We start from the raw sequence: 16,915 nt of genomic DNA, 5'->3' as shown, positions 1-16,915 counted from the left end.
TCAGGTCCGCGTGGACTCGCCGCGGGCGTGGGCGGCGAAGAGCCGTCCAGCCTCGTCCGGGTCGCCGTGGGAGAGCGCGGCCACCAGGGTCGCGTGGTGGTCGGCCATGGCCGCCCAGTCGCCGGAGTAACGGGGGTCCCCGAGCACGTGCAGGCCCCATAGGTTCGGCTCGATCATGCGCCAGACCCGCAGCAGGAATCCGTTGCCGCAGGCGGCGCACACGTGGCGGTGGAAGGCCATGTCGGCGTCGCGGAAGCCGCCGATGTCACCGCGCCCGGCGGCCCGGCGCATCGCCTCGACGTCCTCGCCGAGGCGGTCGAGCATCGGTGGCTGTATCCGCACGGCCGCGCCGCGGGCGGCGTGCTCCTCGAGGAGGACGCGGACGTCGCGGACCTCGCGGGCCTGTTCTTCGGAGATCTCGGCGACGTAGCTGCCGCGGTGCGGCAGGTAGCGGACCAGGCCCTCGTGGACCAGCCGTTTTATCGCCTCCCGGGCCGGCGCCTGGCTGGTGCCCAGCCGCCGGGCGATCTCCGACTCGATGAGGCGCTCGCCCGCCGTCAGCTCCCCGTCGACGATCGAGCGGCGGAGCCGCTCGTAGACCCGGTCGGACAGCAGTTCGCGCGGCAGCAGGTCGTCGTCCGTGCCGAGCGGGACCTCCGGGGCAGAGGGCGGGGAGTCCGGCGGGGCGTCCTGAAGTTCCCGCCAGATCCGGGACACCGTCGACTGCGAGAGGCCGAGGCTGCGGGCCAGGGAGTGCGTGGAGGGCACCGGGCCGCCGCGCTCGGCCGTGCCGAGCGCGGCGGCGATGAGGCGTTCGGCCTCCCGCCGGTCGACGCTGCGGGGACGGCCGGGGCGGGGCGCGTCGGCCAGCCCGTCGAGGCCGCGCTCGGTGAACCGGTCGCGCCACTTGCCGACGGTCGCGGGGCTGACGCCGAGCCGGGCGGCGACGTCCTTGTTGGACAGTCCCTCGGCGCAGGCGAGCACGATCCGGCTGCGCTGGGCGAGGGCGCCGTCGGACTGGGAACCCCACGCCAGGAGGGTCGAGCGGTCGCTGTCGCTCAGCACCAGGGAGGTCTTGGGGTGGGTCGTCATCGATTCAGAATACCGTCCATGCACACAGACTTACGACTCGATAGCCGACGGTAACACGGGCGTCCACGCCTTGTCATGTGGGCGTAATGCTTGACACCTCGTGCCACGGCGATCTATTAACGAATCGTTACTCGATGAGTGACCCGTTAAAACGTTCAATTCCGGGGGCCTCAACGGAGGAGACGTGATGCGTCCACGACACGTGAGCCGGGCGGCCGTCGGAGCCCTGCTGTCCCTCGCCCTGGCCGCCTGCGGCGGAGGCGGCGGGTTCTCCGGCGGGAACACCTCCGGCGGCGGGGACAAGGGCACCGTCCGCATGCTCGTCAACATCACCCCGAACCTCACCCAGAGCTACTGGACCGAGCTCGTCAAACCCTTCGAGCGGGCGCACCCCGGCGTGCACGTCAAGATCGAGGCGCCGACCGGCAAGTCGGTCGCGGACACGCTGCCGCAGCAGCTCGCGGCCGGCAACGCCCCCGACGTCGTCGAGCAGCTGATGGCGGACCCGACCCGCGCCTCGCAGCTGCTCGACCTCACCGATCAGCCGTGGGTCAAGGGCACCCCGCTCGCCCAGCAGGCCGCGGTCGGCGGCCGGATCTACACGGTCGGCGTGGGCGAGCAGGCGCAGTCGCTGATCTTCTACAACAAGACCGCCTTCGCCAAGGCCGGCATCCAGCAGCCTCCCAAGACGCTCGACGAGCTCACCCAGGACATGGGGAGGCTGAAGGCCGCCGGTTACCTTCCGCTGCAGACCGCGGGCGACTTCGTCACCGGCCTGCAGCTGCTCCAGCTCGCCGACCCCTCGCTGGCGCAGAGCCACCCGCAGTGGTACCAGGACATCAAGGCCGGGCACCTCAAGGCCGGCGAGTCGCTGCTGCCGTACCTCAGGCTCTACAAGAGCTGGATCGCGCAGGGCTACGTCGACAAGAACGCGATGGGCCTGAAGTACCCGGACTCCCAGACGAGGTTCTTCGCCGGCAAGGCGGCCATGTACATCATGGGCAGCTGGTTCACCGCCGCCGAGGCGACGGCCAAGAAGGACTTCGAGGTGGGCGTGTTCGCCGCGCCGGTGCAGACCGGGCAGCGGAGCCCGGGGCCGCAGGGTGCCACGATGGCCGCGCCGTACATGATCCTCAAGTCGGCGAAGCACCGCGCCCTGGCGCTGAAGCTGGTCCAGTGGCTGGTGACCGACAAGAGCGCGGTGACCAGCCAACTCCAGCAGGACGGGAACTTCCGTCCCGGCTTCGACCGGAAGTTCACCCCGCTGGAACGCCAGGTGCAGCAGATCCTCGACGCCGCGCCCGCCACCGTCCCCCAGGGCGAGGGATACGGCGACGACACCCTGCCGAACGGTTTCAATGACGCCTGGAACACGCAGGTTCAAGGGCTGTACGTCGGACGCTCACCCGAGAAGGTGGCCGCCGCCGTCGACCAGTGGGTCGCGTCGCGCTCATGACCCACGCGATGCGCACGAAACCGAGCCGCAGGGGAGAGGGCTTCGCGACCCTGCTCATGGTCGCGCCGGCCACCGTCCTGTTCGCGGTCATGCTGGTCGTCCCGGTCGGGCTGGCGGTGTACCTGAGCCTGACCGACTGGGACGGCTACAGCGCCCGGCCGCACGTCGTCGGGACGGCCAACTACGCGCACCTGTTCGGCGACCCCGTCATGCGGCACGCCGCCACCGTCACCCTGCTCGCCGCGATCGTCGGCACGGCCGGGATGAATCTGCTCGGACTCGGCTTCGCGGTCCTGGTGAACGGCTCCTCCCGGGCGAACCGCTTCCTGCGGGTCGTGCTGTTCTACCCGCACGTGCTCAGCGCGCTCGTCGTCGGCTTCCTGTGGAGCGCCATCCTCGGCACCACCGGCGCGGTGAACAGCCTGGTCACCGCGCACGGGGGAGACGTCCTGCCGTTCCTGTCCGATCCGACGTGGGCGGTGGTCACCATGATCGCCGTCCTGATCTGGGCGGGCTTCGGGGTGAACGTCGTCCTCTACCTCGCCGGGCTGCAGGCCGTCCCCGCGTCACTCGTGGAGGCGGCCCGGATCGACGGCGCGTCGCGATGGCAGGTGTTCCGGCACGTGACGCTGCCGGCGCTCGGGCCGGTCGTGACCGTCAACGTCGTCCTGTCCCTGGTGACGCTGCTCAAGACGTACGACCTGGTGGTCTCGCTGACCGCGGGCGGGCCGGCCGGCCAGACCCAGACGGTCGCCTACCTCATCCTGTGGAACTCCTTCCATGACAACCGGCTCGGGTTCGGCTCGGCGCAGTCCGTGGTCCTCATGGTCGTCACCGCCGCGCTCGCCCTGATCGTCACCCGCCTCCGGCGGCGGGGAGAGATGGCGGTGTACTCGTGAGCGAGGGCCTGACCACCATCGACGCCCCGGCGGGTACCGCGACCGCTCCGCCGGAGCCGCCCGGCACCGTACGGTCGCGTGCCCGCCGTCCGCGCCGGGTGTGGCGCCCGCTGTTCCTCGGCGCCGTCGCGATCTTCATGCTCACGCCGCTGTACGTGCTGGTCGTCAACGCGTTCAAGCCGCAGCAGCAGATCCTCGAGCATCCGTTCGGCCTGCCCCTGGGCTCGCTGACCACCCGCTACCTCGGACACGCGCTGCACAACCCGGAGTTCGACATCGCGCGCGGGTACGCCGTGACGATCCTCTTCGTGGTCGCGGTCAACGTGCTGTCGGTGGTGCTGGCCGGCCCGGTGTCGTACGTCATCGCCCGCAGCCCGCGCCGCCGCTACCGCGCGTTGCTGCTGGTCTTCCTGGCCGGCACGTTCATCCCGAGCCAGGTGCTGGTTATCCCGGTGGTGTACGTCCTGAAGACGCTCGGGCTGATGGGCACGATCCGCGGGTTCGTCCTGTTCGAGACGTCCCTCACGCTGCCGTTCTCGATCTTCCTGTACGCCGGGTACATCGGCACCATCCCGGTCACGCTCGACCAGGCCGCCGCCGTGGACGGCGCCGGACGGCTACGCGTCTTCTGGAAGATCATCTTTCCGCTGATGCGGCCCGTGGTCGCCACGATGGTCATCCTCAACACCTTCTCGGTGTGGAACGACTTCGTGAACCCGCAGATCATCCTCGGTCCGGGCAGCGGACTGTACACGGTCACGACCGGGGTCTACGCCGCCGTCAGCCAGTACTCCACCGACTACACCGTCGTCTTCCCGACGCTGCTGCTCGCGATCGCGCCGCTCCTCGTCTTCTTCGTGATCATGCAGCGGCACATCATCAGCGGCCTGACGGCCGGTGCGACGAAGGGCTGACCATGACGGAGGAGATTCCCCGCGTCGTCGCGAGCGTGCCGGTCGGCGCGCCCCCGGCCTGGGCGATCCTGGAGCGCCGGCTGTTCGACGCGCTCGACGAGGCGTGGCGCGCGTTCGCCGCCCGCTACTGCGAGGGCGACGGCCGGCTGCGCTACACCGGGGCGCTGGAGAGCCGCGACGGCGCCGACGACTTCTACGAGGCGTTCTTCAACTGGCCGACCCTGTACCAGCTGGGCGGCGCCGACGACCTCCTCGACGCCTGCAAGCACCACTGGGAGGGGGTGACCGCCCAGCTCACCGAGTTCGGCTACCTCGTCGACGAGTTCGAGCGCGGCTACGACTGGTTCCACCAGGGCGAGTCCCTGCTGCTGTTCTACGGCATCTGCGCCGCCGACCCGCGCGACGAGCGGTTCGCCGAACGCGCGCACCGGTTCGCCGAGCTGTACCTGCCCGGCTCCCCGGCCGGCAACTACGACCCGGCCGTCGACATCATCCGGGCGCCGCACAACGGCGCCGGCGGCCCGCGCTACGGCGTCAACGAGGAGTGGGCGTCCTACGGTGCGGACCTCACCTCCATGCGTCCCTACGGGCTGCCGCTGCGGGACCTGCGAGGCATCTCCTCCTGGGACGACCTGGCCGACCCCGCGAACGCCGCCCGGATGGGCGCCGCGATGAACGAGCGGATCGGCCGCGGCGACGCCGCCGTCAACCTCGCCGCGACCGGCCTGGCGACCAACGCCTGGCTGTACGGGCACGAGGACCGGTTCCGCGACTGGGCGCTGCGCTACGTCGGGGCCTGGGAACGCCGTGCCGCCGCGCTCGGCGGGATCCTGCCGGACAACGTCGGGCCGTCCGGCCGGGTGGGGGAGCTGCACGGCGGCCGATGGTACGGCGGCAACTACGGCTGGCAGTGGCCGCACGGCGTCTACAGCGTCGGGGCGGCCGCCGTGGTCGCCGCCGTCAACACGGTCCTGCTCACCGGCGGCACCGACCACCTCGACCTCGGCCGGGGCCCGCTGGATCTGGTGCTGGACCACGGGACACGCGGGACGGTGAGCGGGACTGCAATGAGCATCAGCGACCGATGGCTCGCCGAACTCGGCGAAGACGCCGACCGGTCCACCCTGCTGGTGCCGAACCGGCACGACGACGGCGGCTGGTTCGACTTCCAGCCGCCGCAGCTCGGCCTGCCGGTGTGGCTGTGGCACGCGGGCATGGTGGAGGAGGACCAGGACCGCCTCGACCGGCTGTGGAAGGCGTCCGGTTACGACTGGCGCGTCGTCCGGGGCTTCCGGAACAAGGAGGAGGCCGGTCACGAGGCGCCGTGGCTGGCGTACCTGCGCGGCGACAACCCCGGGTTCCCGGAGGCGATGCTCGCCGCCGCGCTCGGCCAGGTGGAGCGCCGCATGGCGCTCATCGACGCGGACCGCGCCGCCCCGGATGAGTTCCACATCCACCACTGGCAGCGGCTCAACCCGGTGCTGACCGAGGCGCTGCTCCAGCTCACGACGGGCACGCCACAGGTGCTGTACAACGGCGGCCTGCTGCCGACACGCCTCGCCTACTTCGACGCCGAACGCGGCCGGCCCGGCCTGCCGCCCGACGTCGCGGCCCTCGTCGACGACGTCGGGCCCGACCGTACCGGCGTGGAACTCGTGCACACGGGCCTGACGGGAACCCGGCGGGTGGTCGTGCAGGCCGGCGCGTTCGGCGAGCACCGGATCACCCGGGCCGTCGTCACCGCCGCCGACACCGGCTATCCCGGCGACCTGACGTCGTACGTCGCGCCGGACGCGACCGCGGTCACCCGTGAGCTCGAGGTCGGCGGGCCGCGCCTGGAGGTCGTGCTGCCGCCAGGGCGCCGCATCCGGATCGATCTGCATCTGACCCTGCGGGCCGCCCGGCCCGCCCACCAGCACGCCGGGACCATCCCGGCGGGACGGCGACCGTGAGGAGCCCATCAGTGGAAGACAGCGCCCGGACGACCGACGAGGACCCGGTGTGGCAGCTGCCCGTACGCGGTGAGGCGCCGGAACCACCCGATCCCGACCTCGTCCGGCGGCTCTCCGCGGTCAGCGCGGCCACCGCCTGCGCCAAGCTCCACGGGCAGGGCATACGGCGCACGTTCGTGTCCGGGCCGCGGCCGCTCTCGCCCGGACAGAAGGTCGCGGGGCGGGCGCTGACGCTGCAGTTCATGCCCCAGCGCGAGGACATCGCCTCCGGCCTCGGCCAGGAGTACATCGAGCGGCACACCGCGCTGTGGGCCGTGCTGGAGACCGTCCAGCCCGGGGACGTCCTGGTCGTGCAGGCCTACGGCAGCACCTACACCGGCTGCTTCGGGGACATGCTGGTCCGCTACTTCAAGCAGAAGGGCGGCGCCGGCATCGTCGTCGACGGCTGCGTCCGCGACGCGCCCCGCGTCCGCCGGCTCGGGGTCCCCATCTGGACGACCGGCGTCACCCCGCACTACGCCTCCCAGTCCGAGCTGTTCCCCTGGGCGTACGACGTGCCGATCGCCTGCGGGGGCGTGCTCGTACTCCCCGGCGACCTGGTGGTGGCCGACGACGACGGCGCCGTGGTCGTGCCGCGCCGGCAGGCCCCCTCTCTCATCGACGCCGCCGCGGACCACGAGGAGTGGGAGCGGTTCAGCCGGTCGCGCATCGAGGAGGGCGGCGCGCTGTCCGACTACTACCCGCTCACGCCGGAGACCCGCGCCGAGTACGAGCGCTGGCGCGCCGACGGACGGGGGGCCTGAGCGCCGCCGACCACCGCGACAGATCCATCGGGGGTCCCGCCAGTACGACCCGAGGAGGGTTCATGTTCCGTAGGTCCCGCCAGCGACTCCTGCGCGGCGCCGTCGGCGCGGTCACGGCACTCGCGTGCCTGACCGTGCCCGCGGCCGCCGCCGACGCCCGCGACCGGGCGTGCACGCCGAAGCAGCTGTTCGTCTCCCCACAGGGCGACGACCGGGCGAACGGCACCATCGACCACCCGTGGAAGACCATCGAGCACGCCCGGGACGTCATCCGGCAACGGCACCTGAACCGGGACATGCGCTGCGACCTCGACGTTCAGGTGCGGGCGGGCGACTACACGGTCGACAGCACGATCCAGTTCACCGAGGCCGACTCCGGAAGCAACGGGCACTCGGTCGTCTACCGCAGCTATGACGGTCCCGGGAAGGCCCGTTTCCTCGGGGCCCGGCAGATCACCGGTTGGCAGCACTACAAGGGCGACATCTACCGGGTGCAGACCGACAAGAACCACCCCTTCTACACCCTGTACGACAACGGTCAGCGGGCCACGACGGCGCGGTACCCGAACCGGACCTCCACCGAGACGCTCGGCCCCTACCTGCAGTCCGTGGAGAGCTCCGACGACGCCCTGACCAACTCCCAGCAGTGGATGGCCTACAAGGACGGCGACTGGAACCAGAACTGGGACCTGCACGACGCCCAGGTCGTCGTCTGGTCCGGCGGCCACTGGAGCTGGTTCACCGACACCGACCCGGTCCTCAACGTCAACTGGAAGAAGAAGTTCGTCAGCCTCCGCTACCCGACGAGGTTCTCGCTGTACTCCCAGGTCGGCTCGCGCTACTTCATCCAGAACTCCCTCGACTTCCTCGACGAGCCGGGCGAGTACTACCTCGACCACAGCGACGGGATGCTCTACTACTGGCCGAAGAACGGCTCGATCGAGAACAGCACGGTCATGGCGCCGACGGTCAAGACGGTCTTCTCGATCGCGGGCAGCTCGCCGTCCGCGCGGGTGCACGACCTGTCGCTCGACGGGTTCACCGTCCAGTACACCGACTTCACCGACTGGTACCGCTACGGCTGGAACGGCGTCGGCGACTCCGGCTACGTGCACAAGTACCCGGACTACGACCGCCAGATCGAGATGCCGCGCAACCGGTACGGCACGATCACGCTGACGAACACGACCCGCGTCGGCCTGCGCCGCATGCACATCGCCGACACCGGCTGGACCGGTGTGTTCCTGCTGTTCGCCAACGACCACGACACGGTCTCCGACAGCCTCTTCGAGAACCTCGGCGGCGACGGCGTCAAGATCGAAGGGCCCTACCCCGGGGAGGGCGACGTCGCGAACCACAACGTCCTGACGAACAACTACATCACCTGGATCGGCGAGCTCGTTCCCGGTGACGCCTCGGGCTACGAGATCCTCGACAGCGGGCACAACGAGCTCAGCCACACCGTCATCCAGCACAGCGCGCGGTACGCGGTCAGCGTCAAGGCGATCACCACCGTCGCCAACGCGGACAACTACGCGGGCGGCAACGCGCTGAGCTACCTGCGGATCGCGCACGCCGGCAAGGACAGCGGCGACATGGGCGCGATCGACTCGTACGGCGTGCAGAACTTCGAGCCGCACACCATCGAGGCGTCGATGTCGCAGATCCTCATCGACGACGTCAACGCCGACCCCTCGATGCCGGACGTCGTGCCCAGCGGGGTCCACATGGACGCGGGCGGCTGCGGCTACAAGTTCTCCGACATCCAGGCCACGAACATCCAGTACCGGCAGCCGTTCCACGGCAACACGAACTGCAACACCTTCGAGAACAACAGCTGGGACGCGAACTTCGACTCCTCGAAGATGGAGTACGACAAGATCGGCGTGACCGCCGACTTCCCCTACCCGATCCCCGCCACCGCCCAGGGCCACTGACCCATGGCCACGCGGAACGGGAGATCCACACGACGATGGCTGCGGCGGGCGATCGCGAGCGCGCTGTTGCTCACGCCCCTGATCGGCGTCACACCGGCGTACGCCGGCGGCGGAGCCTCTCATGAGGTGTCGACGTGGGCGGCGGCCGACGACACCACCGGCGGAACCCTCACCGAGATGACCGTACGGAACATCGTGCACACCAGCGTCGGCGGCACCGGCCTGCGGATCCGGCTGTCCAACGCCCTGGGCGACCGGCCGGTGACGTTCGGCGCCGCGTACGTCGGCGTCCAGCGGTCCGGACCGGACCTGGTGCCCGGGTCCAACCGGCGGCTGAGCTTCGGCGGCAGCGCCTCGGTGACGGTGCCGCCCGGCGGCGTAGTGCTCAGCGACCCGCTGCCCGGGCGCGTGCCGGCCCGGCGGAACCTCGCGGTGAGCCTCTACCTGCGCGGTGCGAGCGGCAAACTCACCGCGCACAACCGCACGATGCAGTTCACCTACAAGTCGACGGCGGGCGACCACGCGGCCGAGGAGGCGGGGACGGCGTTCCCGACCCAGTCGGCCGTCTGGTTCTGGCTGGACGCCGTCGTCGTGACCGCGCCGAGGACCGTCTCCACGGTCGCCGCCCTCGGCGACTCGATCACCTCGGGGGTCGGCTCCACCACGAACGCGAACCACCGGTGGCCCGACTACCTCGCCGACCGGCTGCGGGCCCTGCCGCCCGCGTGGCGGCTCGGCGTGACCGACGAGGGGATCTCGGCCAACCGGGTCCTCAAGGACGGCGTCGGCCGCAGCGCCCGGACGCGGCTGGTGAGCGACGTCCTGACCAAGCCCGGCGTCCGGACGGTGATCCTGCTCGAAGGGGTGAACGACATCGGCGCGGGCGGCGCCACCGCGGCGCAGCTGACCGCGGCGTACCGGGACATGGTCGCGGCGGCGCACGCCGCTGGCCGCTGCCTCATCGGCGGGACGCTGACCCCGTTCGGCGGCTCGGTCTACCAGAGCACGGCGAACGAGGCCGTCCGGCAGGAGGTCAACGCCTTCATCCGGACGAGCGGCGTCTTCGACGGCGTCGTCGACTTCGACCGCGCCACCCGTGACCCGGCCGACCCGACGCGGCTGCTGCCCGCGTACGACTCCGGCGACCACCTCCACCTGAGTGACGCCGGTTACCGGGCCATGGCCGACACGATCGGCCTGGCGCTGCTGCACTGCCGGAGATAGGCGCGCGCGTGCCCGGGAGCGACCCTCCCGGGCACGCCGCCTCCGAGGAAGCGGAGGGGAACGGTGACGCGGAACCACCGGGACCTGGGGCCGTTCAGCGACCTGGCGGACTTCGCCGCTGGCCTGGCCCCGGCTGGAACGGGCGTGGCGCCGGCCGGGACGGGCGTGGCTTCGGCTGGCGCTGGCCTGGCACCGGCCGGAACGGGTGCGGCACTGGCCGGGACGGGCGCGGCGTCGGTCGGGACGGGCGTGGCTCCGGCTGGCGCGGGCCTGGCGTCGGCCGGGGTGGGCCTGGCGCCGGCCGGGGTGGGCCGACTCGACTCGGCCACGGCTCGCCGGATCGTCGGCTTCGACCACGACGGGACGCCGGGCGAGCCGCGCGTGGAGCGGCGCTGGTCCAGGGACGGGCTCGACGGCGAGGAGGTCTCCTGGTCAACCGGGTACGGACCACGGACGCGCGCCTGGCTGCTGCGCCCGGCCGGGGCACGCGGTCCGCTGCCGGGCGTCCTCGCGCTGCACGGCCACGACGCCTTCAAGTACCACGGCAAGGAGAAGATCGCCGACGGCCCCGATGGGGTCCCGCCCGGCGTCGGCGAGCTGCGGCGGGCGTTCTACGGCGGCCGCCCCTTCGCCGACGCGATCGCGTGGGGCGGCTTCACGGTGCTGGTCCCCGACGTGTTCCTGTGGGGAAGCCGCCGCTTCCCGGCGGCGACCATGTCGGGGACCGCCGGGCCGTCTCCGGAGGACCGATGGGTCGCCCTGGAACACGAGGGCGGCGATCCCGTCGACCTCCGCTGGTACAACCGCCTGGCCGCCCGGCACGAGCACGTCGTGGCCAAGTACTGCGCGCTGCTGGGGACGAGCCTGGCCGGCATCGCGGCCTATGAGGACCGGGTCGCCGCCGCCTACCTCCGCTCGCGACCGGACGTACGCGACGGGCCGATCGGCTGCGTCGGCTTCTCCGGCGGCGGATGCCGGGCGGCCCTGCTCCAGGCGACGAGTCCGCACGTCGGCGCCGCCGTCATCGCGGGCATGATGAGCACGCACCGCGCGCTCCTCGACCGGCACGTCGCCGGGCACACCTGGATGTTCTTCCCGCCGGACCTGCCGCAGGTCGGCGACTGGCCCGACCTCGCCGCCGCCCGCGCACCCTCACCCCTCCTGGTCCAGTACCTGCGCGACGACGCGCTCTTCCCTCTCGACGGCATGCGCGCCGCCCACGAGAGGCTCGCCGCGCACTACCGCCGGGCCGGCGCACCGGACGCGTACGTCGGGGAGTTCCACCCGGGCCCGCACCGCTTCGACCGTGAATTGCAGGACTCCGCCCTCGACCACCTGAAGCGCCGGCTGACCTAAGGAAATCCATGAATCAGACCACCGACGTCCGGTGCGACGTCGACGGCCACGTCGCCGTCATCACGCTGAACCGGCCGGCCAAGCTCAACGCCGTCACGCCAGCGATGGCCGGCGCGCTGCGCGACCACGCCGCCCGGCTGGACGACGATGCGCGGATCCGCGCCGTCGTGCTGACCGGCGCCGGCGACCGGGCCTTCTGCGTCGGCAGCGACATCGGCGAGCTCGACGCGTACGCGACACCCTGGGACTTCCGGAACCGTGGCGACTACGGCGACGCACTGCGGGAGCTGCGCAAACCCCTCATCGCGGCGGTCAACGGGTACGCCTACGGCGGCGGCCTCGAACTCGCGCTGGCCTGCGACATCCGGCTGGCCGCGCGCGCCGCGACGTTCGCCGCACCGGAGATCAAGCTCGGCTGGATCGGCGGTACCGGCCAGTCCGCGCTGCTCGCGCACAGCGTCGGGCCGGGCAACGCGGCGCTGATGCTGCTCACCGGCGACCCGATCGACGCGGAGCGGGCGCTCGCCTGGGGCCTGGTCAGCACGGTCGTGGAGCCGGAGGACCTGCGGGCCGAGGCCCGAGAGCTGGCCGAGCGCATCGCGGCCCGCGCGCCGATCGCCGCGCAGACCGCCAAGGCCAACCTGCGCGCGGCGTACACGATGCCGCTGGACCAGGCGATCCGCTACGAGCGGGACCTGCAGACGATCTGCTTCGCCACCGAGGACGCGGCCGAGGGACGTGCCGCGTTCGCCGAGCGCCGCGACCCACGATTCCAGGGGCGCTGACATGGGGATCCTCGACGGATACCGGGTGATCGACCTGTCGATCGCGATGGCCGGGCCATTGGCGGCGATGCGGCTCGGCGACCTCGGAGCGGACGTCGTCAAGGTCGAACCGATCGGCGGCGAGTGGCAGCGGAGCGCCCCCGCCGGCGGCGCGACCGGGACGGAGCTGAACGCGTCGTTCCTGTCCCTGAACCGCAACAAGCGCAGCCTCGCCGTCGACCTGAAGACCGCTCAGGGCCGTGCCGCCGTCCACGCCCTGGCGCGCCGGTCGGCGGTGTTCCTGCAGAACTACCGGCCCGGCGTCGCCGAACGCCTCGGCATGGACTACGACACCATCCGCGCGATCAACCCGGGCATCGTGTACGTCTCGATCTCCGGGTACGGCGAGTCCGGCCCCTACGCCGGGCGGCCGGGACAGGACCTGCTGCTCCAGGCGATGAGCGGGGCGATGTTCAGCGTCGGCCGGGACGGCGACCCGCCCGCGCCCGCCGGTACGTACGCGATCGACGCGATCACCGCGTACAGCGCGTTCGAGGGGGCCCTCGCCGCCCTGCTCCACCGGGAGCGCACCGGCGAGGGCCAGCTCGTGACGGTGAACATGCTCGACGCGGCCATCGCCGTGCAGATGCAGGAGCTGTCGGTGTACACCGTCGGGGGAGTGCCGCAACGCCGCGGCACCGAACCGCACGGGCACACCTACATCCGCGCGCCCTACGGGGTGTTCGCCACCCGCGACGGGCACGTGGCACTGGCCATGCCGCCCCTGGACGCGCTCGGCGCGGCGCTCGACCTGCCCGCGCTGGCGGAGATGGACACCGACGTGGACGGGCACCGCCGCCGCGACGAGATCACCGCGCTCGTCCGGGAACGGCTGGCCGGCCGCACCACCGGCGAATGGCTCGACCTGCTCGGCCGGCACGGCATCTGGGCGGGCCCGGTCTACTCCTACGCCGACGTCCTGGCCGATCCGCAGGTACGGCACAACGGGTCGTTCGTCACCTACGAGCATCCGACCGAGGGCACCGTGACGACGCCCGGGTTCCCGTACCGGTTCAGCGCGACCCCGCCCCGGGTGCGTCGCGGCGCGCCGGTCGTCGGCGAGCACACCCGCGAGGTGCTCGCCGAGGCCGGCCACACCGGCGAGCAGGTGGCGCGGCTCCTCGCGGAGCACATCGTGACCGCCCCGGACACGGCCGCAGGTGAGCACACCGCCCTGGACCCGGTCGCCGGTGGGGGCGTTGCTCCGGACGTGGCCGCCTGTGGGGACACCGCCCCGGACGGGACCGCTCGTGAGGATCGAGCGTCGTGACGCGGGAGCTGCGCGGTCTCACCTGGGACCATCCGCGCGGGTACGCGCCGCTGGACGTCCTGGCCCGGCTCGACGACGCCGGGCCGCACCGGTACGGGCGCGTACGGGCCCCGCTGCGCTGGGACCGGCAGCCCCTCGAAGGCTTCGAGTCACGGCCCCTCGTGACCCTCACCGGCGACTACGACATCCTCGTCGTCGACCACCCCGGGCTCGGAACGGCCGTGGCCGACGGCTGCCTGCTGCCGATGGACGACCTGTTCGACGCGGCGGAGCTCGCCGCGTGGCGGGAGGAGGCCGTCGGTCCTTCCTTCGACAGCTACGTGCTCGACGGCCGGCCGTGGGCCCTGCCGGTCGACGCCGCGGGCCAGGTGTCGGCGTTCCGTCGCGGCCTGACCGGCACACCGCCCACGACCTGGGACGAGGTACGCGAACTGGCCCGGTCGGCGCCCGTGACGCTGTGCCTCGGCGGGCCGCACGCCTTCCTCACCTTCTGCGCGCTGTGCGTCGCGTACGGCGCGGACCCCTGCCGGTCCGGTGACGTCCTGGTGCCGCGCGACGCGGGGGAGGCCGCGCTCGACGTGATGGCCGGGCTGCTGGCCCAGAGCGTCGAGGAGGTCTGGCGGCTCAACCCGATCGGCGTGCTCGAGGCGATCGCCGCCGACGACGGCCCGGCGTACTGCCCGCTCGTGTACGGATACGTCACCTACGCCGGCGCCCGTGGCGTGCGGTTCGCCGACGCTCCGGCGTGGGCGCCGGGCGGGCGGCCCGGGAGCGTGCTCGGCGGCACCGGGCTCGCGGTGTCCCGGTCCCGCGCCGAGGACCCGGAGGTGCGCGGCGCGATCCGCGACCACGTGCGCCGGCTGCTCTCACCGGCGGTACAACGCAACCTCTGCCCCGCTGCCGGAGGGCAGCCCGCGGCGCGCTCCGCCTGGACGGACCCGGAGGTCGCCGCGCTGAGCGGCGGCTTCTACCGGGCGACCCGCGCCACGCTCGAAGCCGCGTGGGTGCGCCCGCGGTCCGCCGGCTACCTCACGTTCCAGGACACCGCCTCCCGGCTGATCCGCGACGGGCTTGCCGGCCGGGCACCGCACGGTGAACTGCTCCGCGACCTCGACAAACACTACGACGCCTGGATGTGCGCATGACCACTGCTCTTGTCACCGGGGCCGGCGGAGCGCTCGGCCGCGCCACGGCCCGCCGCCTGGCTCTCGACGGCGCCCCGGTCGCGGCCCTCGACGTCGACGCGTCAGCGCTCGCCGAGACCACGAGCCTCATCGAGCGGGCGGGCGGCACGGTCCTGCCGCTCGTCGCCGACCTGCGCGACGCGGCGGCGATCGAGGCGGCCGTGGCGACGGCCGCCGAGCGGCTCGGCCCGGTGCGGATCCTCGTCAACAACGCGGCCGTCTACCCGAGCCGGCCGTTCCTCGAGGTGCCGCTCGCCGAGTACGACGACGTTCAGGCGGTCAACCAGCGGGCGTACTGGATCGCCGCCCAGACGGCGGCCCGGCTCATGACGGAACACGGCGGCGGGGCGATCATCAACGTCGCGTCCATCACGATGCACGGCGGGTGGCCCGACCTGGCCGCGTACGTCACGACCAAGGGCGCGGTGACCGCGCTGACGAGGGCGCTGGCACGGGAACTCGGGCCGCGCGAGATCCGGGTCAACTGCGTGTCCCCGGGAGCGTTCCCCACCGCCGCGGAGACGATCCATCCGGACCCGGAGGGCTACACGCGTTTCGTCCTCGAGCGTCAGGCGCTCAAGCGGCGCGGCACTCCGGAGGAACTCGCCTCGGTCGTCGCCTTCCTGGTGGGACCCGACGCGTCCTTCGTGACGGGGCAGACGATCGAGGTCAACGGCGGCTGGGTCATGACCTGACCTCACAGCGGGGACCCGGGCGACCGGCGCGGGCCACCGAACTCTCCGGAGTGGCCCCGGACCGCCGGCGCCGGTCACCGGTACACCCGGGTGGCCCGAGGGCGCCGGCGCCGGCCGCCCCCCGATCTCCGGACGCTGACGCGGGCGACGACGGAAAACCTTTGCCGATCGAATCTGGACAGGTGAGCGATGAGAGTGCGCGGGCAGGAACTGGGACGACGTGACCTCGCGGCGCGGATGGGCGATCCGGCGGCGGCCGGTGGCGTGCGGCTCGTCACCCTCGGCGACGGCGTCGAGCGCGGGATCCGGGCGCTGGAGTTCCGGACCGGCAGCGGGCTGGCCTTCGACGTCCTCGTGGACCGCTGCATGGACATCGGCGCGGCCGAGCACGGCGGCCGGGCCTTCGGGTGGCGGTCGCGGACCGGGTTCCGCAACCCCGGGCTGCACGAGCACGCGGACGAGGACGGCCTGTCGTGGCTGCGGTCGTTCTCCGGGCTGACCGTGACCGCGGGACTCGACCACTCCCTCTTCGGCGGAGAGGTGGACGCCGTGTCGTACCGGTACCCGCCACGCCCGGCGGTGCGGCACGGGCTGCACGGCCGGGTGGCCAACATCCCGGCGCGGCTGACCGGGTACGGCGAGCGGTGGGACGGCGACGACTGTGTGCTGTGGGCCGAAGGGGAGGTGCGGCAGGCGGCCGTGTTCGCCGAGAACCTGCGGCTGACCCGCCGGATCGAGGCGGACCTGGGCGGCGACGAGATCCGGCTCACCGACACGGTGCACAATCCCGGCTTCGACTCGGTCCCGCACATGTTCCTGTACCACATCAACCTGGGCTGGCCCCTGCTCGACGAGGGGAGCCGCTTTCTCGCGCCCGTGCGCGAGACGGTGTGGCGGACCGACAGCGTCGCCGAGCAGGGCGTGGACGCCTGGACGCTCCCGGCGCCGCTGCCGGGATTCGTCGAGCAGGTGTACGAGCACGAGCTGGCCGCCGACACCGACGGGCTGACGGGGGCCGCGCTGGTCAACGACCGCCTCGGGCTCGCGGTGAGCGTCGAGTGGCGGGCCGACGAGTTCCCATGCTTCTTCCAGTGGCTCAACCTGCGCGCCGGTGACTACGCGGTGGGCCTCGAACCGTCGACGCACCACGTGGCGGGCGATGCCGCCGCCCGCGACGACGGAAGCATGATCTGGCTCGGGCCGGGCGAGTCCCGGACCTACCACACCGTCTTCCGGGTCCATCAGGGCGCCGACGCCATCGCCGGCCTCGAAACCCGCCTCACCTGAGGCATCGCGGCGCCGGAGGCGG

At 72.3% G+C, this 16,915-nt stretch carries 14 protein-coding genes; 13 read left to right on the top strand and 1 reads right to left on the bottom strand.

Features of this window, described 5'->3' with window-relative positions; genetic code table 11:
- Positions 1–1,092: an FCD domain-containing protein gene (locus AB0I04_RS09600; RefSeq protein WP_360881516.1), complete on the bottom strand. Its 1,092-nt coding sequence runs from the start codon at positions 1,090–1,092 to the stop codon at positions 1–3.
- 187 nt (positions 1,093–1,279) lie between these two features.
- Between AB0I04_RS09600 and AB0I04_RS09595 the strand changes: the two genes are divergently transcribed.
- The 13 genes from AB0I04_RS09595 to AB0I04_RS09535 all read left to right on the top strand — a co-directional run bounded on the left by AB0I04_RS09595 (position 1,280) and on the right by AB0I04_RS09535 (position 16,893).
- On the top strand, positions 1,280–2,548 hold the full coding sequence (locus AB0I04_RS09595) for an extracellular solute-binding protein (RefSeq protein ID WP_360881514.1): 1,269 nt from the start codon (positions 1,280–1,282) through the stop codon (positions 2,546–2,548).
- Positions 2,549–2,556: 8 nt separating this feature from the next.
- Positions 2,557–3,447, top strand: a complete 891-nt coding sequence (locus AB0I04_RS09590) for a sugar ABC transporter permease (protein ID WP_360881512.1) — start codon at positions 2,557–2,559, stop codon at positions 3,445–3,447.
- Entirely contained in the window at positions 3,444–4,361 is a 918-nt protein-coding gene (locus AB0I04_RS09585) for a carbohydrate ABC transporter permease (RefSeq protein ID WP_360881510.1), read from the top strand. Before AB0I04_RS09590 ends, AB0I04_RS09585 begins: the two co-directional genes overlap by 4 nt.
- A 2-nt stretch (positions 4,362–4,363) precedes the next feature.
- Positions 4,364–6,313 (top strand): hypothetical protein, encoded by a 1,950-nt coding sequence (locus AB0I04_RS09580; protein ID WP_360881508.1) that lies wholly within the window; start codon positions 4,364–4,366, stop codon positions 6,311–6,313.
- Between the two features lie 11 nt (positions 6,314–6,324).
- Positions 6,325–7,116: a hypothetical protein gene (locus AB0I04_RS09575; protein ID WP_360881506.1), complete on the top strand. Its 792-nt coding sequence runs from the start codon at positions 6,325–6,327 to the stop codon at positions 7,114–7,116.
- A 62-nt stretch (positions 7,117–7,178) separates the two neighbouring features.
- Complete coding sequence (locus AB0I04_RS09570; RefSeq protein ID WP_360881504.1) at positions 7,179–9,053, top strand: hypothetical protein; 1,875 nt, start codon at positions 7,179–7,181, stop codon at positions 9,051–9,053.
- 3 nt (positions 9,054–9,056) lie between these two features.
- Complete coding sequence (locus AB0I04_RS09565; protein WP_360881502.1) at positions 9,057–10,277, top strand: SGNH/GDSL hydrolase family protein; 1,221 nt, start codon at positions 9,057–9,059, stop codon at positions 10,275–10,277.
- 63 nt (positions 10,278–10,340) lie between these two features.
- On the top strand, positions 10,341–11,633 hold the full coding sequence (locus tag AB0I04_RS09560) for a hypothetical protein (protein WP_360881500.1): 1,293 nt from the start codon (positions 10,341–10,343) through the stop codon (positions 11,631–11,633).
- Positions 11,634–11,641: 8 nt separating this feature from the next.
- Positions 11,642–12,418, top strand: coding sequence for an enoyl-CoA hydratase-related protein (locus AB0I04_RS09555; protein WP_360881498.1), 777 nt, complete (start codon positions 11,642–11,644; stop codon positions 12,416–12,418).
- A 1-nt stretch (position 12,419) separates the two neighbouring features.
- A complete protein-coding gene (locus AB0I04_RS09550; RefSeq protein ID WP_360881496.1) occupies positions 12,420–13,727 on the top strand; it encodes a CoA transferase in 1,308 nt (435 codons plus the stop codon).
- Positions 13,724–14,872 carry a hypothetical protein gene (locus AB0I04_RS09545; protein WP_360881494.1) on the top strand — a complete coding sequence of 383 codons (1,149 nt, stop codon included), beginning with the start codon at positions 13,724–13,726 and terminating at the stop codon, positions 14,870–14,872. Before AB0I04_RS09550 ends, AB0I04_RS09545 begins: the two co-directional genes overlap by 4 nt.
- Positions 14,869–15,606, top strand: coding sequence for an SDR family oxidoreductase (locus tag AB0I04_RS09540; protein ID WP_360881492.1), 738 nt, complete (start codon positions 14,869–14,871; stop codon positions 15,604–15,606). The genes AB0I04_RS09545 and AB0I04_RS09540 overlap by 4 nt, the downstream gene beginning before the upstream one ends.
- Positions 15,607–15,795: 189 nt before the next feature.
- Positions 15,796–16,893, top strand: coding sequence for an aldose 1-epimerase family protein (locus tag AB0I04_RS09535; protein WP_360881490.1), 1,098 nt, complete (start codon positions 15,796–15,798; stop codon positions 16,891–16,893).
- The last annotated feature ends 22 nt before the right edge of the window (positions 16,894–16,915 follow it).

This window comes from Actinoallomurus sp. NPDC050550 (assembly GCF_040655075.1).
GTDB lineage: Bacteria > Actinomycetota > Actinomycetes > Streptosporangiales > Streptosporangiaceae > Actinoallomurus.
The sequence above is the reverse complement of the archived record's forward strand: the minus strand, read 5'-3'. Positions and strand labels throughout refer to the sequence as shown.